The 16,716-nt window shown below is 66.9% G+C and carries 14 protein-coding genes and 1 tRNA gene; 4 read left to right on the top strand and 11 right to left on the bottom strand.

From position 1 onward, the window contains the following. Nucleotides 1–47 precede the first annotated feature (47 nt). From LK996_RS16190 to LK996_RS16170, 5 genes are all read right to left on the bottom strand, one after another. A complete protein-coding gene (locus tag LK996_RS16190) occupies nucleotides 48–263 on the bottom strand; it encodes a hypothetical protein (RefSeq protein ID WP_230528411.1) in 216 nt (71 codons plus the stop codon). Beyond that, nucleotides 260–466 (bottom strand): helix-turn-helix transcriptional regulator, encoded by a 207-nt coding sequence (locus tag LK996_RS16185; protein ID WP_230528410.1) that lies wholly within the window; start codon nucleotides 464–466, stop codon nucleotides 260–262. The genes LK996_RS16190 and LK996_RS16185 overlap by 4 nt, the downstream gene beginning before the upstream one ends. A gap of 133 nt (nucleotides 467–599) precedes the next feature. After that, complete coding sequence (locus LK996_RS16180) at nucleotides 600–1,130, bottom strand: hypothetical protein (protein ID WP_230528409.1); 531 nt, start codon at nucleotides 1,128–1,130, stop codon at nucleotides 600–602. Then, nucleotides 1,123–2,307 carry a tyrosine-type recombinase/integrase gene (locus LK996_RS16175; RefSeq protein ID WP_230528408.1) on the bottom strand — a complete coding sequence of 395 codons (1,185 nt, stop codon included), beginning with the start codon at nucleotides 2,305–2,307 and terminating at the stop codon, nucleotides 1,123–1,125. The genes LK996_RS16180 and LK996_RS16175 overlap by 8 nt, the downstream gene beginning before the upstream one ends. A gap of 181 nt (nucleotides 2,308–2,488) precedes the next feature. Then, nucleotides 2,489–2,573: transfer RNA gene (locus tag LK996_RS16170), tRNA-Leu, on the bottom strand. 112 nt (nucleotides 2,574–2,685) lie between these two features. On the opposite strand from LK996_RS16170, the gene parC reads away from it, so the two are divergent. The 4 genes from parC to LK996_RS16150 all read left to right on the top strand — a co-directional run bounded on the left by parC (nucleotide 2,686) and on the right by LK996_RS16150 (nucleotide 8,755). Further along, entirely contained in the window at nucleotides 2,686–4,932 is a 2,247-nt protein-coding gene (gene parC, locus LK996_RS16165; RefSeq protein WP_230528407.1) for a DNA topoisomerase IV subunit A, read from the top strand. Then, nucleotides 4,929–5,603 carry a thiopurine S-methyltransferase gene (locus LK996_RS16160; RefSeq protein WP_230528406.1) on the top strand — a complete coding sequence of 225 codons (675 nt, stop codon included), beginning with the start codon at nucleotides 4,929–4,931 and terminating at the stop codon, nucleotides 5,601–5,603. Before parC ends, LK996_RS16160 begins: the two co-directional genes overlap by 4 nt. A gap of 24 nt (nucleotides 5,604–5,627) precedes the next feature. Next, nucleotides 5,628–7,976 carry a penicillin acylase family protein gene (locus tag LK996_RS16155; protein WP_230528405.1) on the top strand — a complete coding sequence of 783 codons (2,349 nt, stop codon included), beginning with the start codon at nucleotides 5,628–5,630 and terminating at the stop codon, nucleotides 7,974–7,976. 116 nt (nucleotides 7,977–8,092) lie between these two features. Then, nucleotides 8,093–8,755, top strand: a complete 663-nt coding sequence (locus LK996_RS16150; protein WP_230528404.1) for an OmpW/AlkL family protein — start codon at nucleotides 8,093–8,095, stop codon at nucleotides 8,753–8,755. 16 nt (nucleotides 8,756–8,771) lie between these two features. Here LK996_RS16150 and asnB read toward each other — a convergent pair whose 3' ends face one another. From asnB to map, 6 genes are all read right to left on the bottom strand, one after another. Next, a complete protein-coding gene (gene asnB / locus LK996_RS16145; RefSeq protein WP_230528403.1) occupies nucleotides 8,772–10,478 on the bottom strand; it encodes an asparagine synthase B in 1,707 nt (568 codons plus the stop codon). Between the two features lie 215 nt (nucleotides 10,479–10,693). Continuing rightward, complete coding sequence (dapE, locus tag LK996_RS16140) at nucleotides 10,694–11,827, bottom strand: succinyl-diaminopimelate desuccinylase (protein WP_230528402.1); 1,134 nt, start codon at nucleotides 11,825–11,827, stop codon at nucleotides 10,694–10,696. Then, nucleotides 11,824–12,198, bottom strand: coding sequence for a Spx/MgsR family RNA polymerase-binding regulatory protein (locus tag LK996_RS16135; protein WP_230528401.1), 375 nt, complete (start codon nucleotides 12,196–12,198; stop codon nucleotides 11,824–11,826). The genes dapE and LK996_RS16135 overlap by 4 nt, the downstream gene beginning before the upstream one ends. Nucleotides 12,199–12,201: 3 nt before the next feature. After that, nucleotides 12,202–13,092 (bottom strand): 2,3,4,5-tetrahydropyridine-2,6-dicarboxylate N-succinyltransferase, encoded by an 891-nt coding sequence (gene dapD / locus LK996_RS16130; protein WP_230528400.1) that lies wholly within the window; start codon nucleotides 13,090–13,092, stop codon nucleotides 12,202–12,204. Continuing rightward, the gene (gene glnD / locus LK996_RS16125) at nucleotides 13,089–15,731 is read right to left on the bottom strand and encodes a [protein-PII] uridylyltransferase (protein WP_230528399.1); all 2,643 of its coding nucleotides are present in this window, start codon (nucleotides 15,729–15,731) and stop codon (nucleotides 13,089–13,091) included. The genes dapD and glnD overlap by 4 nt, the downstream gene beginning before the upstream one ends. Beyond that, the gene (map, locus tag LK996_RS16120; protein WP_230528398.1) at nucleotides 15,728–16,504 is read right to left on the bottom strand and encodes a type I methionyl aminopeptidase; all 777 of its coding nucleotides are present in this window, start codon (nucleotides 16,502–16,504) and stop codon (nucleotides 15,728–15,730) included. The genes glnD and map overlap by 4 nt, the downstream gene beginning before the upstream one ends. Nucleotides 16,505–16,716: the final 212 nt, after the last annotated feature.

Here is a 16,716-nt window from a genome sequence, read left to right as displayed (position 1 = left end):
TGCCCTTTATCTTGCGTCGCTTCCTTTCAGGAATGGCCTTTCGCCATTCACCCGTCATGGCCCTCCCCCTCGGTGATCAGGCAATCCGCCAGGAAGCCCAACACCTTGCTCAACGACGCCACCGCGAGTTGCGCGCTGAGCATCCGCTCCACCGTCGGCCGCTTGCAGAGGTCGGCCAGCCGCCCCTCCAAGTGCGCGGCCCAGATCGACAATTCCTCGGTATAGGTCGTGACGCTTTCTCTTTCCTGGGCCATCCGCATCATTGCGCCCTCCGGTCAGCGTTGCGATCGGCAATGCGCTCTTCGATCCATTCCTCGACCTCGGCAAGGACATAGCCGGTGGCGTGTGCCCCGATCTTGATGCGGGAAGGGAACCGCCCCTGAGCCTCGAGCCGATACAGCGTGGCCCGAGAGAAGCCGGCCATCGCGCAGACTTCCTCGGGTCGGATGATTCGTTTGATGGTCATAGTTGGGTCTCGCTGGGTCGTCTGGGCGAGATGCCTTAGACGGCTGTGAGTCACAGCGATACGCAAACTATGCTCCAACCTTCACGTTGCACGGCTGAGCTAGAAGATGCAGGCATGAGCTAGCTCATGCCTTCTATTTTTTTGCTTCGGAATCCAGATAGCCAAAAATCCGGTATACCGCTGGAATACGCTGGTTGAGTATTTGCTGCGGTGAAGGGCTAGCAGGTGAGTCCAATCGGTATTCTCTTTCCCACTGTCGAAACCACTTCTTTACGGATTCCGCCTGGAATTTCCCGTATTTCTTCACCATTTTTAGAGCGAAGGCCCCCGCGATAAATCTTCTTTGACTCGTACGCGCGACCAGCCATTCCTCTTTGATTGCCTGTTTCGCTTGCTTCTGGTCTGCCCGCCGCAGTTGACCTCCCTTGGAACGCGCCTGCCTATGCTTGCTTACTTCAGAAGACAGTCTGCCGATGGTTGATTCCAGACCCTTAACTTTCCAGCATCCGGCGATAGCAATCTCGATTAGCTTTTCTCGAGACAACAGCTCAAGTTCGCGACGCCAAATTAGGGAGCGACTGGAATTGATTTTCTGCTCGAGAGATTCGGGCGCTTTAAGGACAAAGAGCGGCCTCGTTAGATCGAATTTCGGTGCATCAGCCATTCTTTAGCTCGTCCAAATAGTTGGCCCAGTGCTGCATGGCGTCTCTCCGAGCAGCATTAAAAGTCGTACGGTCATAAGCTTTTTGGACGTCGCCTCGCTTGGCGTGGGCCAACTGCGATTCGAGCACGTCCGCATCGATAGCTAGCCGTTCCCTTGCTACCGTACGGAGCATTCCGCGGAAGCCATGGGTGGCATGCTGGCCCTGAAATCCCATGCGCCGAAGTGCCGCGCTCATGGCGTCGCGATGAAGATGTGGCGTGGTCTGTCTGGCCAGCGGCGGAAAGACAAATTCGCGGCCTTCCGTGTAAGCCCGCATGGACTGCAGCGTCTCAACCGCCTGGGTCGGCAGGGGGACGATGTGGTCGTGTCGGGTCTTCATCCGGCGGCCAGGCACATGCCATTCGGCTGCGTCGAGATCGATCTCCTCCCATCGCGCGGAGGCAACCACGCCAGGTCGCATCGCCGTCAGCATCGCGAGCTTTAGCGCTGCCCGGGTGACCGGGGTCGGGTAACCCTCAATGGCCTGGACCAAGGCCGTCACTGACTTCAGGCTGGTTGCGGCGGGGATGTGGCCTTTCTCATGGGCGGGCAAGATGCCCCGGAGCGACAGCGGACGGCCGTCCTCTCGGAGTCCCTGCTGCTCGGCGAATTGGACGATGCCTTGGAGGTACTGACGCGCCTTCGCCGCCAGCGCAGGAGCGACCTTTGCGACTTCGGCTAGGGCGGCCGCCGCATCCTTGGTCGACAAGCTAGCCACCGAAGCCTTTCGCAGTTTGGGAGCCAAGTAGGTCTCAACGACATACTTCGCCTTTCGGTGGGTCTCGAGCGCCCAGCCCACCTGCTTGTGCTTCAGCCATTGGTTGGCGACAAGAGGAAAGCCGGCCAGCTCGACGCGCCGCGCAGCCGCTTTGACCTCAGCACGAATCGCTCCCGGATCTCGTCCATCCCGAAGCAACCGACGCGCTTGATCGCGACGATCCCGCGCTTCAGCCAATGTGACGTCGGGAAACACACCGAAGGCGAGCCGTTTCTCTTTGCCCCCGATGCGGTACTTCATCCGCCAATATCGACCGCCTGAAGCAGTCACTTCGAGGTAAAGACCAAGCCCGTCGGCGTGCTTGCCGGGCCGTGCGGCTTTGATCGCAGGAATCGTCAACTTGTTGGTTGCTGTGGCCATCGGGCGCTCCGGCCCGGGAGAGGGCCCAAGATGCCCCCACGCCCGGATGCCCCCAACTATGCCCCCGGGGAGGCTAAGACGCAATGAGACGCCATGCAGCGCCATGAAACAAAAAACCCGCCATTTCGGCGGGTTTTTGGCTGTTTCCGGAGATCCCTCGAGATGTCCTGAAACGATGTAGTGGTGCCCAGGAGAGGACTCGAACCTCCACGGTTTTACCCGCTAGTACCTGAAACTAGTGCGTCTACCAATTCCGCCACCTGGGCAGGTGGGCGCGTATGGTGCGGTGCGGCGTCGGGGATGTCAACGGATTTTGCTGAGTTCGGGCGGCGCTCGCGGCGGCGGTTAAACTTCGGCCGACGTCCCCAAGCCAAGCCGATGAACGACTCCGTCCGCCCCGTTTTCCACGGTTTCGAACAGATCCCCCTGCGCGAGTACGCTGAGCGCGCCTACCTCGATTACTCCATGTACGTGGTGCTGGATCGCGCCCTGCCGTTCCTCGGCGACGGGCTCAAGCCGGTGCAGCGCCGCATCATCTATTCGATGAGCGAGCTCGGGCTCAATGCCGGGGCGAAGCCGAAGAAATCCGCCCGCACCGTCGGCGACGTGATCGGCAAGTACCACCCGCACGGCGATTCGGCGTGCTACGAGGCGCTGGTGCTGATGGCGCAGCCGTTCTCGTACCGCTATCCGCTGATCGAGGGCCAGGGCAACTTCGGCTCGAGCGACGATCCGAAGTCGTTCGCGGCGATGCGCTACACCGAATCCAAGCTCACGCCCATCGCCGAAGTGCTGCTGGGCGAGCTGGGCCAGGGCACGGTCGACTGGGTGCCGAATTTCGACGGCACGCTCGACGAGCCGTCCTGGATGCCCGCCCGCCTGCCGCACCTGCTGCTCAACGGCACCACCGGCATCGCGGTCGGCATGGCCACCGACGTGCCGCCGCACAACCTCAACGAAGTCGTCGCCGCGTGCGTGCGCCTGCTCGACGATCCGGAAGCGACCACGCGCGATCTGTGCGAGCACCTGCGCGGCCCCGATTACCCGACCACCGCGGAAATCATCACGCCCGCCGCGGACCTGCTGCAGATGTACGAAACGGGCCTCGGCAGCGTGCGCGCGCGCGGCACGTACGCGAAGGAAGCGCAGAACATCGTCATCACGGCCCTGCCCTACCAGGTCTCGCCGTCGAAGGTGATCGAACAGATCGCCACGCAGATGCGCGCGAAGAAGCTGCCGTGGCTGGAAGACATCCGCGACGAATCCGATCACGAGAACCCGGTGCGCGTCGTGCTCGTGCCGCGCAGCAACCGCGTCGACGTCGACCAGTTGATGGGGCATCTGTTCGCGACGACCGATCTCGAACGCTCGTATCGCGTCAACATGAACGTGATCGGCCAGGATGGCCGCCCGCAGGTGAAGCCGCTCAAGCAGCTGCTCACCGAATGGCTGGCCTTCCGTACCGAAACGATCACGCGTCGCCTGAAGCATCGCCTCGAACGCGTCGAACGCCGCCTGCACCTGCTGGAAGGTTTGTTGATTGCCTTCCTGAACCTGGATGAGGTCATCCGCATCATCCGCACGGAAGACGAACCGCGCGATGCGTTGATCGCGCGCTTCCAGCTGAGCGAGGACCAGGCGGACTACATCCTCGAGACGAAGCTGAAGCAGCTCGCGCGCCTCGAGGAAATGAAGATCCGCGGCGAGCAGGACGAACTCGACGCCGAGCGCGATCGCCTGATCTCGATCCTCGGCGATCGCAAGAAGCTGAAGAAGCTGCTGAAGGACGAGCTGCTCGCCGATGCGAAGAAGTTCGGCGACGCACGTCGTTCGCCGCTCGTCTCGCGCGACGCCGCGCAGGCGCTCGACGAAACCGAGCTCGTGCCGAGCGAACCGATGACGGTCGTGCTCAGCGAGAAGGGCTGGATCCGCGCGGCGAAGGGGTTCGATGTCGATGCGGCGGCGCTGTCGTATCGCGAAGGCGACGGTCTGCTGGCGTCGGTGCGTGCGCGCAGCACGCAGCAGGTCGCGTTCCTCGATTCGACCGGCCGCAGTTATTCGACCGTCGTGCACACGCTGCCGAGTGCGCGCGGCAACGGCGAACCGTTGACCGGGCGCTTCGCGCCGGCGCCGGGTGCGTCGTTCCAGGCGATGGCGAGCGGCGACGATGAAACGCGATTCGTGCTCGCGTCGACGCACGGCTACGGTTTCGTCACCAAGTTCGTGAACCTCACCGGTCGCCAGAAGGCCGGCAAGGCGATGTTGTCGCTGACGCCGCAGGCGAAGGTCGTGCAGCCGGCGCAGGTCGGCGCGCTCGAATCCGATCGCGTCGTCGCGGTCACGAGCGTCGGCCACCTGCTCGCCTTCCCGGTGAGCGAGTTGCCGGAACTCGACAAGGGCAAGGGCAACAAGATCATCGAGATTCCGAAGAACAAGCTCGGCACCGAGCGCGTCGTCGCGGTCGCGGTCGTGCCGCAGGGCGGCAAGCTCGTCGTGAAGTCGGGTGCGCGCACGATGACGCTGTCGTTCAAGGAACTCGACGAGTACGTCGGCGCGCGCGCGACGCGCGGCGGCCTGCTGCCGCGCGGTTGGCAGAAGGTCGACGGGCTGGCGGTGGAATCATGAGTCGCGAACTCGAGGCGGATCGCGAGAACTGGCTGCAGCGCTGGCGCGCGGGCCAGATCGGCTTCCACCAGGCCACGCCGTCGCCGCTGCTGGTCGAATGCTGGGATCGCGTGGGCGCGCGGGACGGCACGACGGTGTTCGTGCCGCTTGCGGGCAAGAGCGTCGACATGCCCTGGCTCGCCGAACAAGGCTACGACGTGTTCGGCGTGGAGTTGGCGTCGCTCGCGGTCGAGCAGTTCTTCGCCGAGCAAGGCCTGGAACCGCGCGTGTCGCACACGCCGAAGGGCGTGCTGTCGGAATCGGGGCCGATCGCGTTGCTGTGCGGCGATGTGTTCGCGCTCGATGCGCCGGATCTCGCGAAGTGCGGAGCGTTCTTCGATCGCGCCGCGGTCATCGCGTTGCCGCCGGGCCTGCGCCAGCGTTACGCGCGCGAGGTGTATTCGAAGCTGCCGCGCGGCTGCGTCGGCCTGATGATCACGCTCGAGTATCCGCGGCACGAGAAGCAGGGCCCGCCCTTCAGCGTGCCCGAAGCGGAAGTGCGCGAACTGTTCGAAAGCGACTGGGACATCGAGTTGCTCGTGCGCCGCGACATCCTGGCGTACCAGCAGAGTTTCCGCGACGAAGGCGTGACTGCGCTGCACGCGGCCGCCTATCGGATGCAGAAGCGCTGATTCACTGACACGAAAGGGGGCGGGATGCGGCGCTGGATCTTGCGGATCGGAGCGGGCCTCTTGCTCCTCGTGGTGCTTGCGATCCTCGCCGCCTGGCTCGCGATGCGCGCGAGCCTGCCGCAACTCGACGGCACGCATGCCCTGCCCGGCCTGTCGGCGCCGGTGAAGATCGAACGCGACTCGCTCGGCGTCGTGACGATCGATGCGGCGAGCGAAGCCGATGCGATGCGTGCGCTGGGCTTCGTGCACGCGCAGGAACGCTTCTTCGAAATGGACCTGATGCGCCGGACCGCGGCGGGCGAGTTGTCGGGCCTGTTCGGCGCGGCGGCGGTGGACCTCGACAAGACGCGGCGCGTGCATCGCATGCGCGCGCGCGTCGTCGCCGACCTCGCCACCATCGCCGGCGAACATCGCGCGACGCTGCAGGCCTACACCGACGGCGTGAACGCAGGCCTGGCCGCGCTCTCTTCGCGCCCCTGGCCGTATCTGCTGCTGCGCCAGCAACCGCAACCGTGGCGACCGGAAGACACGCCGCTCGTTGGCTACGCGATGTACTTCGACCTGCAGGATGCGTCGAACGCGCGCGAGCTCGCGCTGTGGAAGTTGCAGCCGCACCTGCCGCCGGCGTTGTACGCGTTGCTCGCGCATCCGGGCAGCAGCTGGGATGCGCCGCTCGAAGGCGCGGCGTTAGGCGATGCGCTCCTTCCCGGCCCGCAGGATGTCGATCTGCAACAGCTGCCGATGCCGGCGCTCGCGTCGATTCCGGCAGTCCCCGATCCGCCCGCGATCGGCAGCAACAACTTCGCCGTCAGCGGCGATGCCACGCGCGATGGCCGCGCGATCGTGGCCAACGACATGCACCTGGCGTTGCGCGCGCCGAACATCTGGTTCCGTGCGCAGTTGCGCTGGTTCGATGCGCGCGCCGAAGGCGGCCGCGTCGACATCGGCGGCGTGACCCTGCCCGGCCTGCCGATGGTCGTCGTCGGCAGCAACACGCACGTCGCCTGGGGCTTCACCAACAGTTACATCGATTCGGCCGACTGGGGCCGCTACGTGAAGTGCGGCGAACACCGTTATCGCGTCGGTGCGCAATGCGTGCCGCTGCGCGTGCATCGCGAACGCATCGAGGTCGCGGGCGGCGCGGCGGTCGACTTCCACGTCGAGGAAGCGCCGTGGGGTCCGATCCTTGCGCACGACGATGACGGCAATGCGCTCGCGTTGCGCTGGGCCGCGCACCTGCCGGGCTCGATCCGCCTGGACTTCATCGACATGGCGTATGCGCGCAACCTCGACGACGCGCTGAAGCGCGCGAATCGCATCGCCATCCCCGCGCAGAACCTGCTGCTGGCCGACGGGCACGACATCGCGTGGCGCGTGCTCGGGCCGATCCTGCAGCGTGCGCCGGGGTGCCACGTGCTCGTGGCCGAAGCGGCCACCTGCGCGCCGCCGACGATGCGACTCGACGCCTCGCCCGTCGTCGCGCGCCCGCGGTCGGCGCGCCTGTGGACCGCGAACACGCGCGTGGTCGGCGGCGACGCGTACGCGTTGCTCGGCGACGGCGGCTACATCTCCGGTGCGCGAGGAAAGCAGATCCGCAACGACCTGTTCGGGCGGGCGCAATTCGACGAACGCGCATTGCTTGAGATCCAGCTCGACGATCGCGCGGTGTTCCTCGAACGCTGGTGGCGCCTGCTGCAGGAACGCGCGAAGGCGAACGACACGCCGGCGATGCACGCGCTCGCCGACGCCGCGAAGCAATGGGAAGGTCGCGCGTCCACCGATTCGGTGAGCTACCGCATCGTGCGCGAATGGCGCCGCGCGGTGAACGAACGCCTCATCGACGGATTCACCGCGCCCGCGCAGGCGCAACTCGGCGAAGCCTTCTCGACGCCCGCGTTGCCGCAGTTCGAAGGCGCCGCGTGGCCGATGGTGACGCAACGCCCGATGCACTTGTTGTCGCGCCGCTACAAAGATTGGCCGGCGTTGTTCGAAGACGCGGCGAAGCAAGTCCGCGACACGCTCGCCGAACAAGGCCCACTAGATCAGCGCACCTGGGGCGAAGCGAACACCGCCCACATCTGCCACCCGCTCGTGCGCGCGTTGCCGTTCGCGAAACCGATGCTGTGCATGCCGGCCGACCAGCTCCCGGGCGATGGCTCGATGCCGCGCGTGCAGGCGCCCGACAACGGCGCGTCGGAACGCATGGTCGTCGCGCCCGGCCATGAGCGCGATGGCTTCCTCCACATGCCCGGCGGACAGAGCGGACACCCGTTGTCGCCCTACTGGGGCGCGGGGCACGACGATTGGGTGCAGGGTCGTGCGACGCCGTTCCTCCCAGGGCCGGCGCGCCACACGATGACGTTGCAGCCCTGACCTTGATGCGCGAAGGGAGCATTCCTTCGCGCGCCACAGCCGATTCCACCGAAAGCGCGCACGCGGCGCTCCTACGATGCCGCCCGCGTTTTCCCCTCCTCCAATTGGAATCGAGCATGACCTTGATGCGTTACCTCCCGCTCGCGCTGGCCCTCGCCATCGCGCCCGCCACCGCGTTCGCCACCCAGGAAACGGGCGGCACGGGCCTGGCCGTCACCGCCGGGTACGGCGCCATCGACGGCGGCGCCTCGCCGATCTCGCAGGTCGCGATCGACGTGCCGACGCCGGCGTCGCACCTGGAGTCGGACAACGACGACAACGTGTGGGCCGCGTCGCTGTCGTTCTTCTTCAACGACCACTGGGCGATCGATGCGTGGATCGCGCAGGGCGCGCAGCACTCGACCGAGATCGATGTCGAAGCGGGCAACGACGTGCCCGTCGCGCACTTCACCACCGCGCCGCTCGCGTTCACCGCGCAGTACCACTTCGCGCCGCTCGGTCGCTTCAAGCCCTTCATCGGCGCGGGCTGGCACTGGACGCGCGTCAACGATCTCGGCACCAACGCGGCGGTCACCGAGATCGCGGGCGTCGACCTGCGCAGCGACAACGGCATGACGGCCGTTGCCGGGTTCGACGTCGCGATCTCCGAAGGCTGGTTCGCGCGCGGTGAAGCGCGCTGGATGGACTGGTCGACCGAAGCCACCGTCGACGGCGCGCAGGCCGCGTCCACCAACATGGACACGACGTACTACGGCGTGAGCCTCGGCTACCGCTTCTGATGTCGCTCGCCTGACGTCATGCCGCCGTCGCCGTGCCCTCCACGGGTGCGGCGGCGGCGTGCACTTCGCGCATCGCACGGCCGCTGGGATCGGCGCGCGAGGCGAAGCTCGCGTCCCACGCGATCGCCGCGGACGAGGAACACGCGATCGACTTGCCGCCCGGCACCGTCAGCGCCGCCGCATCGCCGGGGAAGCATTCCTCGAACAGGCGCCGATACAGGAAGGCTTCCTTCGTCTCCGGCGTGTTGATGGCGAAACGTTCCGTCGCCGTCGCGAACTCCGCGTCGCCGACCAAGCGCGACGCATGCGCCTTCAGCCCGTCGATCCACGCATAACCGACGCCGTCGCTGAACTGCTCCTTCTGCCGCCACAGGATCGCGTCGGGCAGCGCGCCCTCGAATGCTTCGCGCAGCACGGCCTTTTCGATGCGTCGACCGCCGCGTTCGCGCACCAACTTGCCTTCCGCATCCATGGCCATCGCGACGTCGAGGAACGCGAGATCGAGGAACGGCACGCGCGCTTCCACGCCCCAGGCCATCATCGCCTTGTTCGCGCGTGCGCAGTCGAACTGGTGCAGCGCATCGAGCTTGCGCACGGTTTCCGCGTGGAATTCGCGTGAGTCCGGCGCCTTGTGGAAGTAGAGATAGCCACCGAAGATCTCGTCCGCGCCTTCGCCGGACAGCACCATCTTCACGCCCATCGCCTTGATGCGGCGCGCGAGCAGGAACATCGGCGTCGACGCGCGGATCGTGGTGACGTCGTAGGTTTCGACATGGCGGATCACGTCGGGCAACACGTCGATGCCCTCTTCAAGCGTGTAGGTGAAGCCGTGTTGCACCGTGCCGATCGCGTCCGCCGCGATCTGCGCCGCCGCGAGATCCGGCGAGCCCGGCAAGCCGATCGCGAACGAATGCAGGCGCGGCCACCAGGCTTCGCTGCGATCGTCGTCCTCGACGCGGCGGCGCGCATGCAGCGCCGCGCACGCGGCGACGATCGACGAATCGAGGCCGCCGGACAGCAACACGCCGTACGGGACGTCGCTCATCAACTGGCGATGCACGGCCGATTCGAGCGCGTCGCGCAACGCCGCCGGCGTCACCGACACGCCGCGGGTGGCTTCGTAGTCGCGCCACTCGCGCTCGTGGAAACGCATCAGCGCTCCCGTCGCACTGTCGTACCAATGCCCCGGCGGAAACAGCGCGACATCCGGACACACGCGCACGATGGCTTTCATCTCGGAGGCGACCCACAACCGCCCATCCGCATCGTGCCCCCAATACAACGGACACACGCCGAGCGGATCGCGCGCGATCACGACGCGCTGCGCCTGCGCATCCCACAACGCGAACGCGAAGATGCCGTTGAGCTTCGCGAAGGCCGCAGGCCCGTCCTCGCGATACAGCGCGCTCACGATCTCGCAGTCGCTTCCGGTGGTGAACGCATACGGCGTCGCGAGCGCATCCTGCAACGCGCGATGGTTGTAGATCTCGCCGTTCACCGCGAGCACCAGCGTGCCGTCGGCCGACACGATCGGCTGCGCGCCGCCGGCCGGATCGACGATCGCCAGGCGCTCGTGCACCAGCAGCGCATGTTTCGATGCATGCACGCCGGACCAATCGGGGCCGCGATGCCGTTGCAGCGCGGAGAGCGAGAGTGCGAGGGGACGCAGCGGCCGCAGGTCGGCGTGCGGGCGCGGGTCGAAGACGCCGAGGATGGAACACATGGGACGGACTCCTGTTTGGCTTTCGGAGGCCGCAAACGCAAGAAGCCCGCGCTTGCGGCGCGGGCTTCGGGACGAATCGTGTGGATGACGTTGCTATCGCATGCACGAATCGCCGGCCCGCGGGAGGCTGGCGTTATTCGAATTGCGATTGTTCGTGGCGAACGTCATGGCACCGACCCTAACACGCGGGGGGCGGTGCCTTGCAAGACCGTTCGTCAGGCCATCATGCGGCGCATGAGGGCGAGGTACAGCGCCGGCAGCGCTTCCAGGTCGGCGACACGGACGTGTTCGTCGACCTTGTGGATGCTCGCGTTCACCGGCCCGATCTCCACGCATTGCGCGCCGAGCGGCGCGATGAAGCGCGCGTCGGACGTGCCGCCGCCGGTGCTTTCCTCCGGCGCTTCGCCGGCGATGCTCGCCAGCACGTCGCGTGCGGCTTCGCGCAGCGGGCCTTCTGGCGTGAAGAACGGTTCGCCGCCGCGATGCCAGTGGATCGTGTATTCGAGCTGGTGTGCGTCGAGCACCATCTCGCATTCGCGCTCGAGTTCCGCCGCGGTCCAGTGCGGGTTGAAGCGCAGGTTGAACAACACCTGCAACTCGCCGGGGATCACGTTGTTCGCGCCGGTGCCCGCATGCACGTTGCTGATCTGCAGGCTCGTCGGCGGGAACGTCTCGTACCCTTCGTCCCACTTGCGTGCGACGAGCTCGGCGAGCGCGGGCAACGCCTGGTGGATCGGATTGCGCGCCTTGTCCGGATACGCGACGTGGCCCTGGATGCCGCGCACGGTCATCGTCGCCGACAACGTGCCGCGACGACCGACGCGCAGCAGGTCGCCGAGTTTCGCCTTCGACGACGGCTCGCCGGTGACGCACCAGTCGATGCGCTGCCCGCGTTCGCGGAACACGTCGGCGACGCGGCGCACGCCATCGATCGCGTCGCCCTCTTCGTCCGACGTCACCAGCATCGCGACCGTGCCGCGATGATCGGGATGCGCGGCGACGAACTGTTCGAGTGCGACGACGAAGGCCGCGACGCTGCCCTTCATGTCCGCCGCGCCGCGCCCGTACAACATCCCGTCGCGTTCGATCGGCACGAACGGATGCGTGGTCCACGCTTCGACCGGGCCGGACGGCACGACGTCGGTGTGGCCCAGGAACACGAGCACCGGACCTTCGTCATTGCCGCCGTGCGTCGCCCACAGATTGTCGACCTCGCCGAAGCGCAGCGCTTCGCACGCGAAGCCCGCCTTCTCCAGGCGACTGGCGAGCAACGCCTGGCAGCCGGCGTCTTCGGGCGTGACCGACGTGCATTCGATCAGCGCCTTGGTCAGCGCGAGCACGTCGCTCACTTGCCCTGCTCCGACAGGGCGCGCGCGAAGCGCGCCTTGAATCCGTTGTCGCTGAACCCCTGCGTGACCACGCCATCGTCGGTGACGACGACCGGACGGCGGATCAACTGCGGATACTCCTTCAGCAGCAACTGCCATTCCGCATCGCTGCCGGGCGTCTTGCGCGTCGGCGGCAACTGCCGCCACGTGGTCGACGACTTGTTGATCAACGCATCCCAGCCGCCGGCCTGCTTCGCCCAATCGGCGAGCGTCGCGGCGGGCTGGCGGTTGTCGCGGTAGTCGACGAACGCGTGTTCGACGCCGAAACGCTGCAACCAGTTGCGCGCTTTCTTGCAGGTATCGCAGTTAGACAGGCCGAAGAGCGTCGTCATCGCTTACCCGCGCAGCAGATCGTTGATGGACGTCTTCGAACGCGTCTTCGCATCCACCTGCTTGACGATCACCGCGCAGTACAGCGAATGGGTGCCGTCGGCCGCGGGCAGCGAACCGGAGACGACGACCGAACCCGGCGGCACGTAGCCGTAGCTGATCTCCTTCGTCGCGCGGTTGTAGATGCGCGTGCTCTGGCCGAGGAACACGCCCATGCCGATCACGCTGTGGTGGCCGACGACGACGCCTTCCACGACTTCCGAGCGCGCACCGATGAAGCAATGGTCCTCGATGATCGTCGGCGATGCCTGCAGCGGTTCGAGCACGCCGCCGATGCCAGCGCCGCCGGAGATATGGCAATGCTTGCCGACCTGCGCGCACGACCCGACCGTCGCCCACGTATCGACCATCGTGCCCGCGCCGACGTGCGCGCCGATGTTCACGAAGCTCGGCATCAGCACGACGTCCTTGCCCAGGTACGTGCCGCGACGCACGACGGTGCCCGGCACCACGCGCACGCCGAGCTTGCGGAACTGCGCTTCGCCGAAGCCCTCGAAACGCAGCGGCACCTTGTCCCAGAACGGGCCCGGCTCACCTTCCATCAACTGCATGTCGCGAATGCGGAAGTACAGCAGCACCGCTTTCTTCAGCCACTCGTTGACCTGCCAGCCGCCCTTCCCGTCCGGTTCGGCGACGCGGAACTCGCCGCTCTCCATGCCTTCGATCACGCGGTCGACCGACGGGCGCGTCGCCCATTCGATCTCTTCCGGCGTGAGCATCGTGCGGCGTTCCCATGCGCTGTCGATATGGAACTTCAGCTCTTCCACGCTCAGGCCCGGTGCGGGCTGCGGCGTGGTCGCGGTGGTCTTCTTCCTTGCGGTCTTGCGGGCGGTCATCGTGCATCTCCATCGAATTGGGCGAGCAGCGCCGCGCGCAATGCATCGCGGCGTGCTTCGTCGAGCGCGTTGTCGCGCTCGTCGGTGAGTTGGAACACGTCCTCGGCGCGCGCGCCGAAGGTCGCGATGCGGGCGTCGTGCACGCGCAGGCGCTGCGCGCGGAACACCTGGGTGACGTCGGCGAGCAGGCCCGGGCGGTCGGTGCAGACCAGGCTCACGAGCGTGCGACGTCCATCGGCCGTGTCGGAGAATCCGATCTGCGGCGCGATGCGGAAATGGCGCAGGTGACGCGGCTGGTTGCGCTTCACCGGCTTGATCGTGTCGAGGTCGTGGGTGGCGAGCGCGGCGCTCAGGCGGCGTTCGACTTCTTCCGCCGCGATCATGCGCTGGCCTTCGGCCGGCAACACCTCGAACGTATCGAACACGCGACCATCCGGTCCGTCGAACAGGCGCGCCTGCATGATCGCAAGGCCTGCGCGATCGAGCGTGGCGACGATCGCGGCGAACAGGCCATCGCGATCGGGCGAGAGCACGAACACTTCCAGCGCACCGACGCGCGCCGCGCCCGGCGCGTTGAGCGTGCGCGCGCTGACGCGCATGCCGCCCGGCTGCGAACCGCGCACGACGGTCGCCTGCCACGCGATCTGGTCGGGGCGCGCGCGGAGGAAGGTTTCGTCGGGCATCTGCGCGAACAGGCGCGACGCTTCGTCCGCGTCGATGGCGAACGAATGCAGCATGTCCTGCACGGTCGCGCGCGATTCGGCGATGCGGTCGGCCGCGGCGACCGGATGTTCGAGGCCGCGACGCAACGCAAGGCGCGTGGCCGTGTGCAGGTCCGCCATCAGGCGGTCCTTCCACGCGTTCCACAACTTCGGCGACGTGCCCGCGATGTCGGCGCAGGTCAGGAGGAACAGCAGGTCGAGGCGCTCGCGATCGGCGACTTCGCGCGCGAACGCCTGGATCACGTCGGGATCGGAGATGTCCTGCTTCTGCGCGGTCACCGACATCAGCAGGTGCTTGCGCACGAGCCAGGCGACGAGTTCGGTGTCGGCCTCGCTCAACCCGTGCGCGACGCCGAATTCGTGCGCGTCGACCGCGCCGAGTTCGGCGTGGTCGCCGCCGCGGCCCTTCGCGATGTCGTGGAAGAGGCCGGCAAGCAGCAACAATTCCGGCTTGCGCAGGCGCGGATACACCTCGTGCGCGATCGAGAACCGCTCGTCCGGCGTGCCGCTCGCGAAACCCGCGATGTTGCGCAGCACCGCGAGCGTGTGCTGGTCGACGGTGAAGACATGGAACAAGTCGAACTGCATGCGCCCCGACACCTGCGCGAACGCCGGCAGCCAGCGCGCGAGCACGCCGAGTCGCGCCATGCGCGCGACCGTTTCGACGGCCTGCGGGCCGCGCAGCAACGCAATGAACTGTTTGCGCAACGCGGGCGACGCGTCGGTGTAGGCGCAGATCGTCGGCAACGCTTCGGCCAGCGCGCGCGCGGTCTGCGAATGCAGGCCACGGATGCGCGGGTTCGCGGCCCACGTGGCGAACAGCGCGAACACCGCGCCGGTGTCGCCGTCGGGCCACTCGTGCGCGCGCGCGGCGAGATAACCGCGGCGCAGTTCGAACGTGTCGTCGATCGACTCCGGTGCAACCTCGCCTTCCAGCTGTTCCTCGAAGCGCTGCAGCAGGCGATCGTTGATGCGCAGCACGATCGCGGCGCTGCGGTAGAAGCCCTGCATCATCTGTTCGACCGCGAGGTTGCCGTCGGCGTCGACATGACCCAGGCGCGCGGCGAGTGCTTTCTGGTGATCGAAGCGCAGGCGTTCTTCGCGGCGATTGGCGACCAGGTGCAGGCCGTAACGCAGGCGCGCGAGGGCGCGGCGTTCGCGCTCCAGCGTCGCGTATTCGTCGGCGCCCAGCTGGCCGAGCGCGATCATGCCCTGCGCATCGCGCTGGCCCAGCACGCGCAGCGCCATCCAGCGCAGCGTCTGGATATCGCGCAGGCCGCCGGGGCCTTCCTTGAGATTGGGTTCCAGGTTGTCCGCGGTGTTGCCGAAGCGCGCGTGGCGCACGCGTTGTTCTTCTCGCTTGGCGATGAAGTACTCGCGCGCCGGCCACGCGTGGCGCGTGTCGATCGCGTGCAGCAGCGCGCGCAGGTCGTGTTCGTCGGCCACCAGTGGTCGCGCTTCCATCACCGCGGTGAGCACGGTGATGTCGTCGCGCGCGGCGCCGGTGCATTCGTCGGCAGAGCGCACCGCGTGCCCGGTCTGCAGGCCCGCGTCCCACAGCAGCGCGAAGAAGCGCGCGAGCGCGTCGTGCTGCGCCGCTTGTGCGTCGGGCTCGGCCAGGACCAGCAGGTCGATGTCGGATTGCGGATACAACTCGCCGCGGCCGTATCCGCCGACGGCGAACAGCGCGAGCTTCGCGTCGTCGGCGATGCACTGCGACCAGGCTTCGCGCACGATCGCGTCCACGGCGCGCGCGCGGTCGCGCAGCAGCGTGTCGATGTCCTCGTTGCGGTCGAAGCGCGCGGCGAGTTCGGCTCCGTTGCCCGCGAGCTTCGCGCGCGCCGCGGCGGCCCAGTCAGCGGATGTTGCAGCCGGCGTGTTCGCCGCCGGCACCGAGGCGGCGGCGTGATCGGTCATAGGTCGTTGTCGTCGCCCGGTACGCGCGTGAGGATCTCGACGCCGTCCTCGGTCACCGCCACCGTGTGTTCCCACTGCGCGGACAACTTGCGGTCCTTGGTGACCACGGTCCAGCCGTCGGGGAGCAGCTTCGTGTGGCGTGCGCCTTCGTTGATCATCGGTTCGATCGTGAAGACCATGCCCGGCTTGAGCACGAGGCCCTCGCCCTTGCGGCCGTAATGCAGGACCTGCGGATCTTCGTGGTAGACCTTGCCGATGCCGTGGCCGCAGTACTCGCGGACCACGCTGAAGCGTTCGCCTTCGGCCAATTCCTGGATCGCGTTGCCGATGTCGCCGAGGGTCGCCCCCGGCTTCACCGTGCGGATGCCGCGGAACATCGCCTCGCGAGTCGTCTCGACCAGCCGCTTGGCCATCACCGTCGGGGCGCCCACGTAGTACATGCGCGAGGTGTCGCCGTGCCAGCCGTCCTTGATGACGGTGACGTCGATGTTGAGGATGTCGCCGTCCTTCAGGATCTTCGCGTCGCTCGGGATCCCGTGGCAGATGACGTTGTTCACCGAGGTGCAGACGGTCGCCGGGAAGCCGCGGTAACCGACGTTGGCCGGGATCGCCTGCTGCACGTTGACGATGTGGTCGTGGCAGATGCGGTCCAGCTCGGCCGTGCTGACGCCCGGCTTCACGTGCGGAGCCACGACCTGGAGCACTTCGGCGGCCAGGCGGCCGGCGATGCGCATCTTCTCGATGTCCTGGGGGGTTTTGATGGTGATCGACATGCGGGGATTATCGCCCGGCCCGGCGGGTTGTCCGTAACCCATTGGTCCGGCTACAATTCCGCGGCTTCGCAGGGGACCACCCCCTTCGGACCCGCCCACGACGGGCGTCGCCGTCGAATCCACACCTGCCGCAACAGCCCGCTCCGGGGTGCCTCGCAAGAGGTTCGGAAGCGGAAGCGACAGGGAGGCCCAACCCCGGAGCTGTATGCGAG

This window comes from Noviluteimonas lactosilytica, from assembly GCF_020866925.1.
GTDB classification, from domain to species: Bacteria; Pseudomonadota; Gammaproteobacteria; order Xanthomonadales; family Xanthomonadaceae; genus Noviluteimonas; species Noviluteimonas lactosilytica.
Note: the sequence above shows the minus strand (reverse complement) of the source record. Positions and strands in the feature narration are given on the sequence as shown.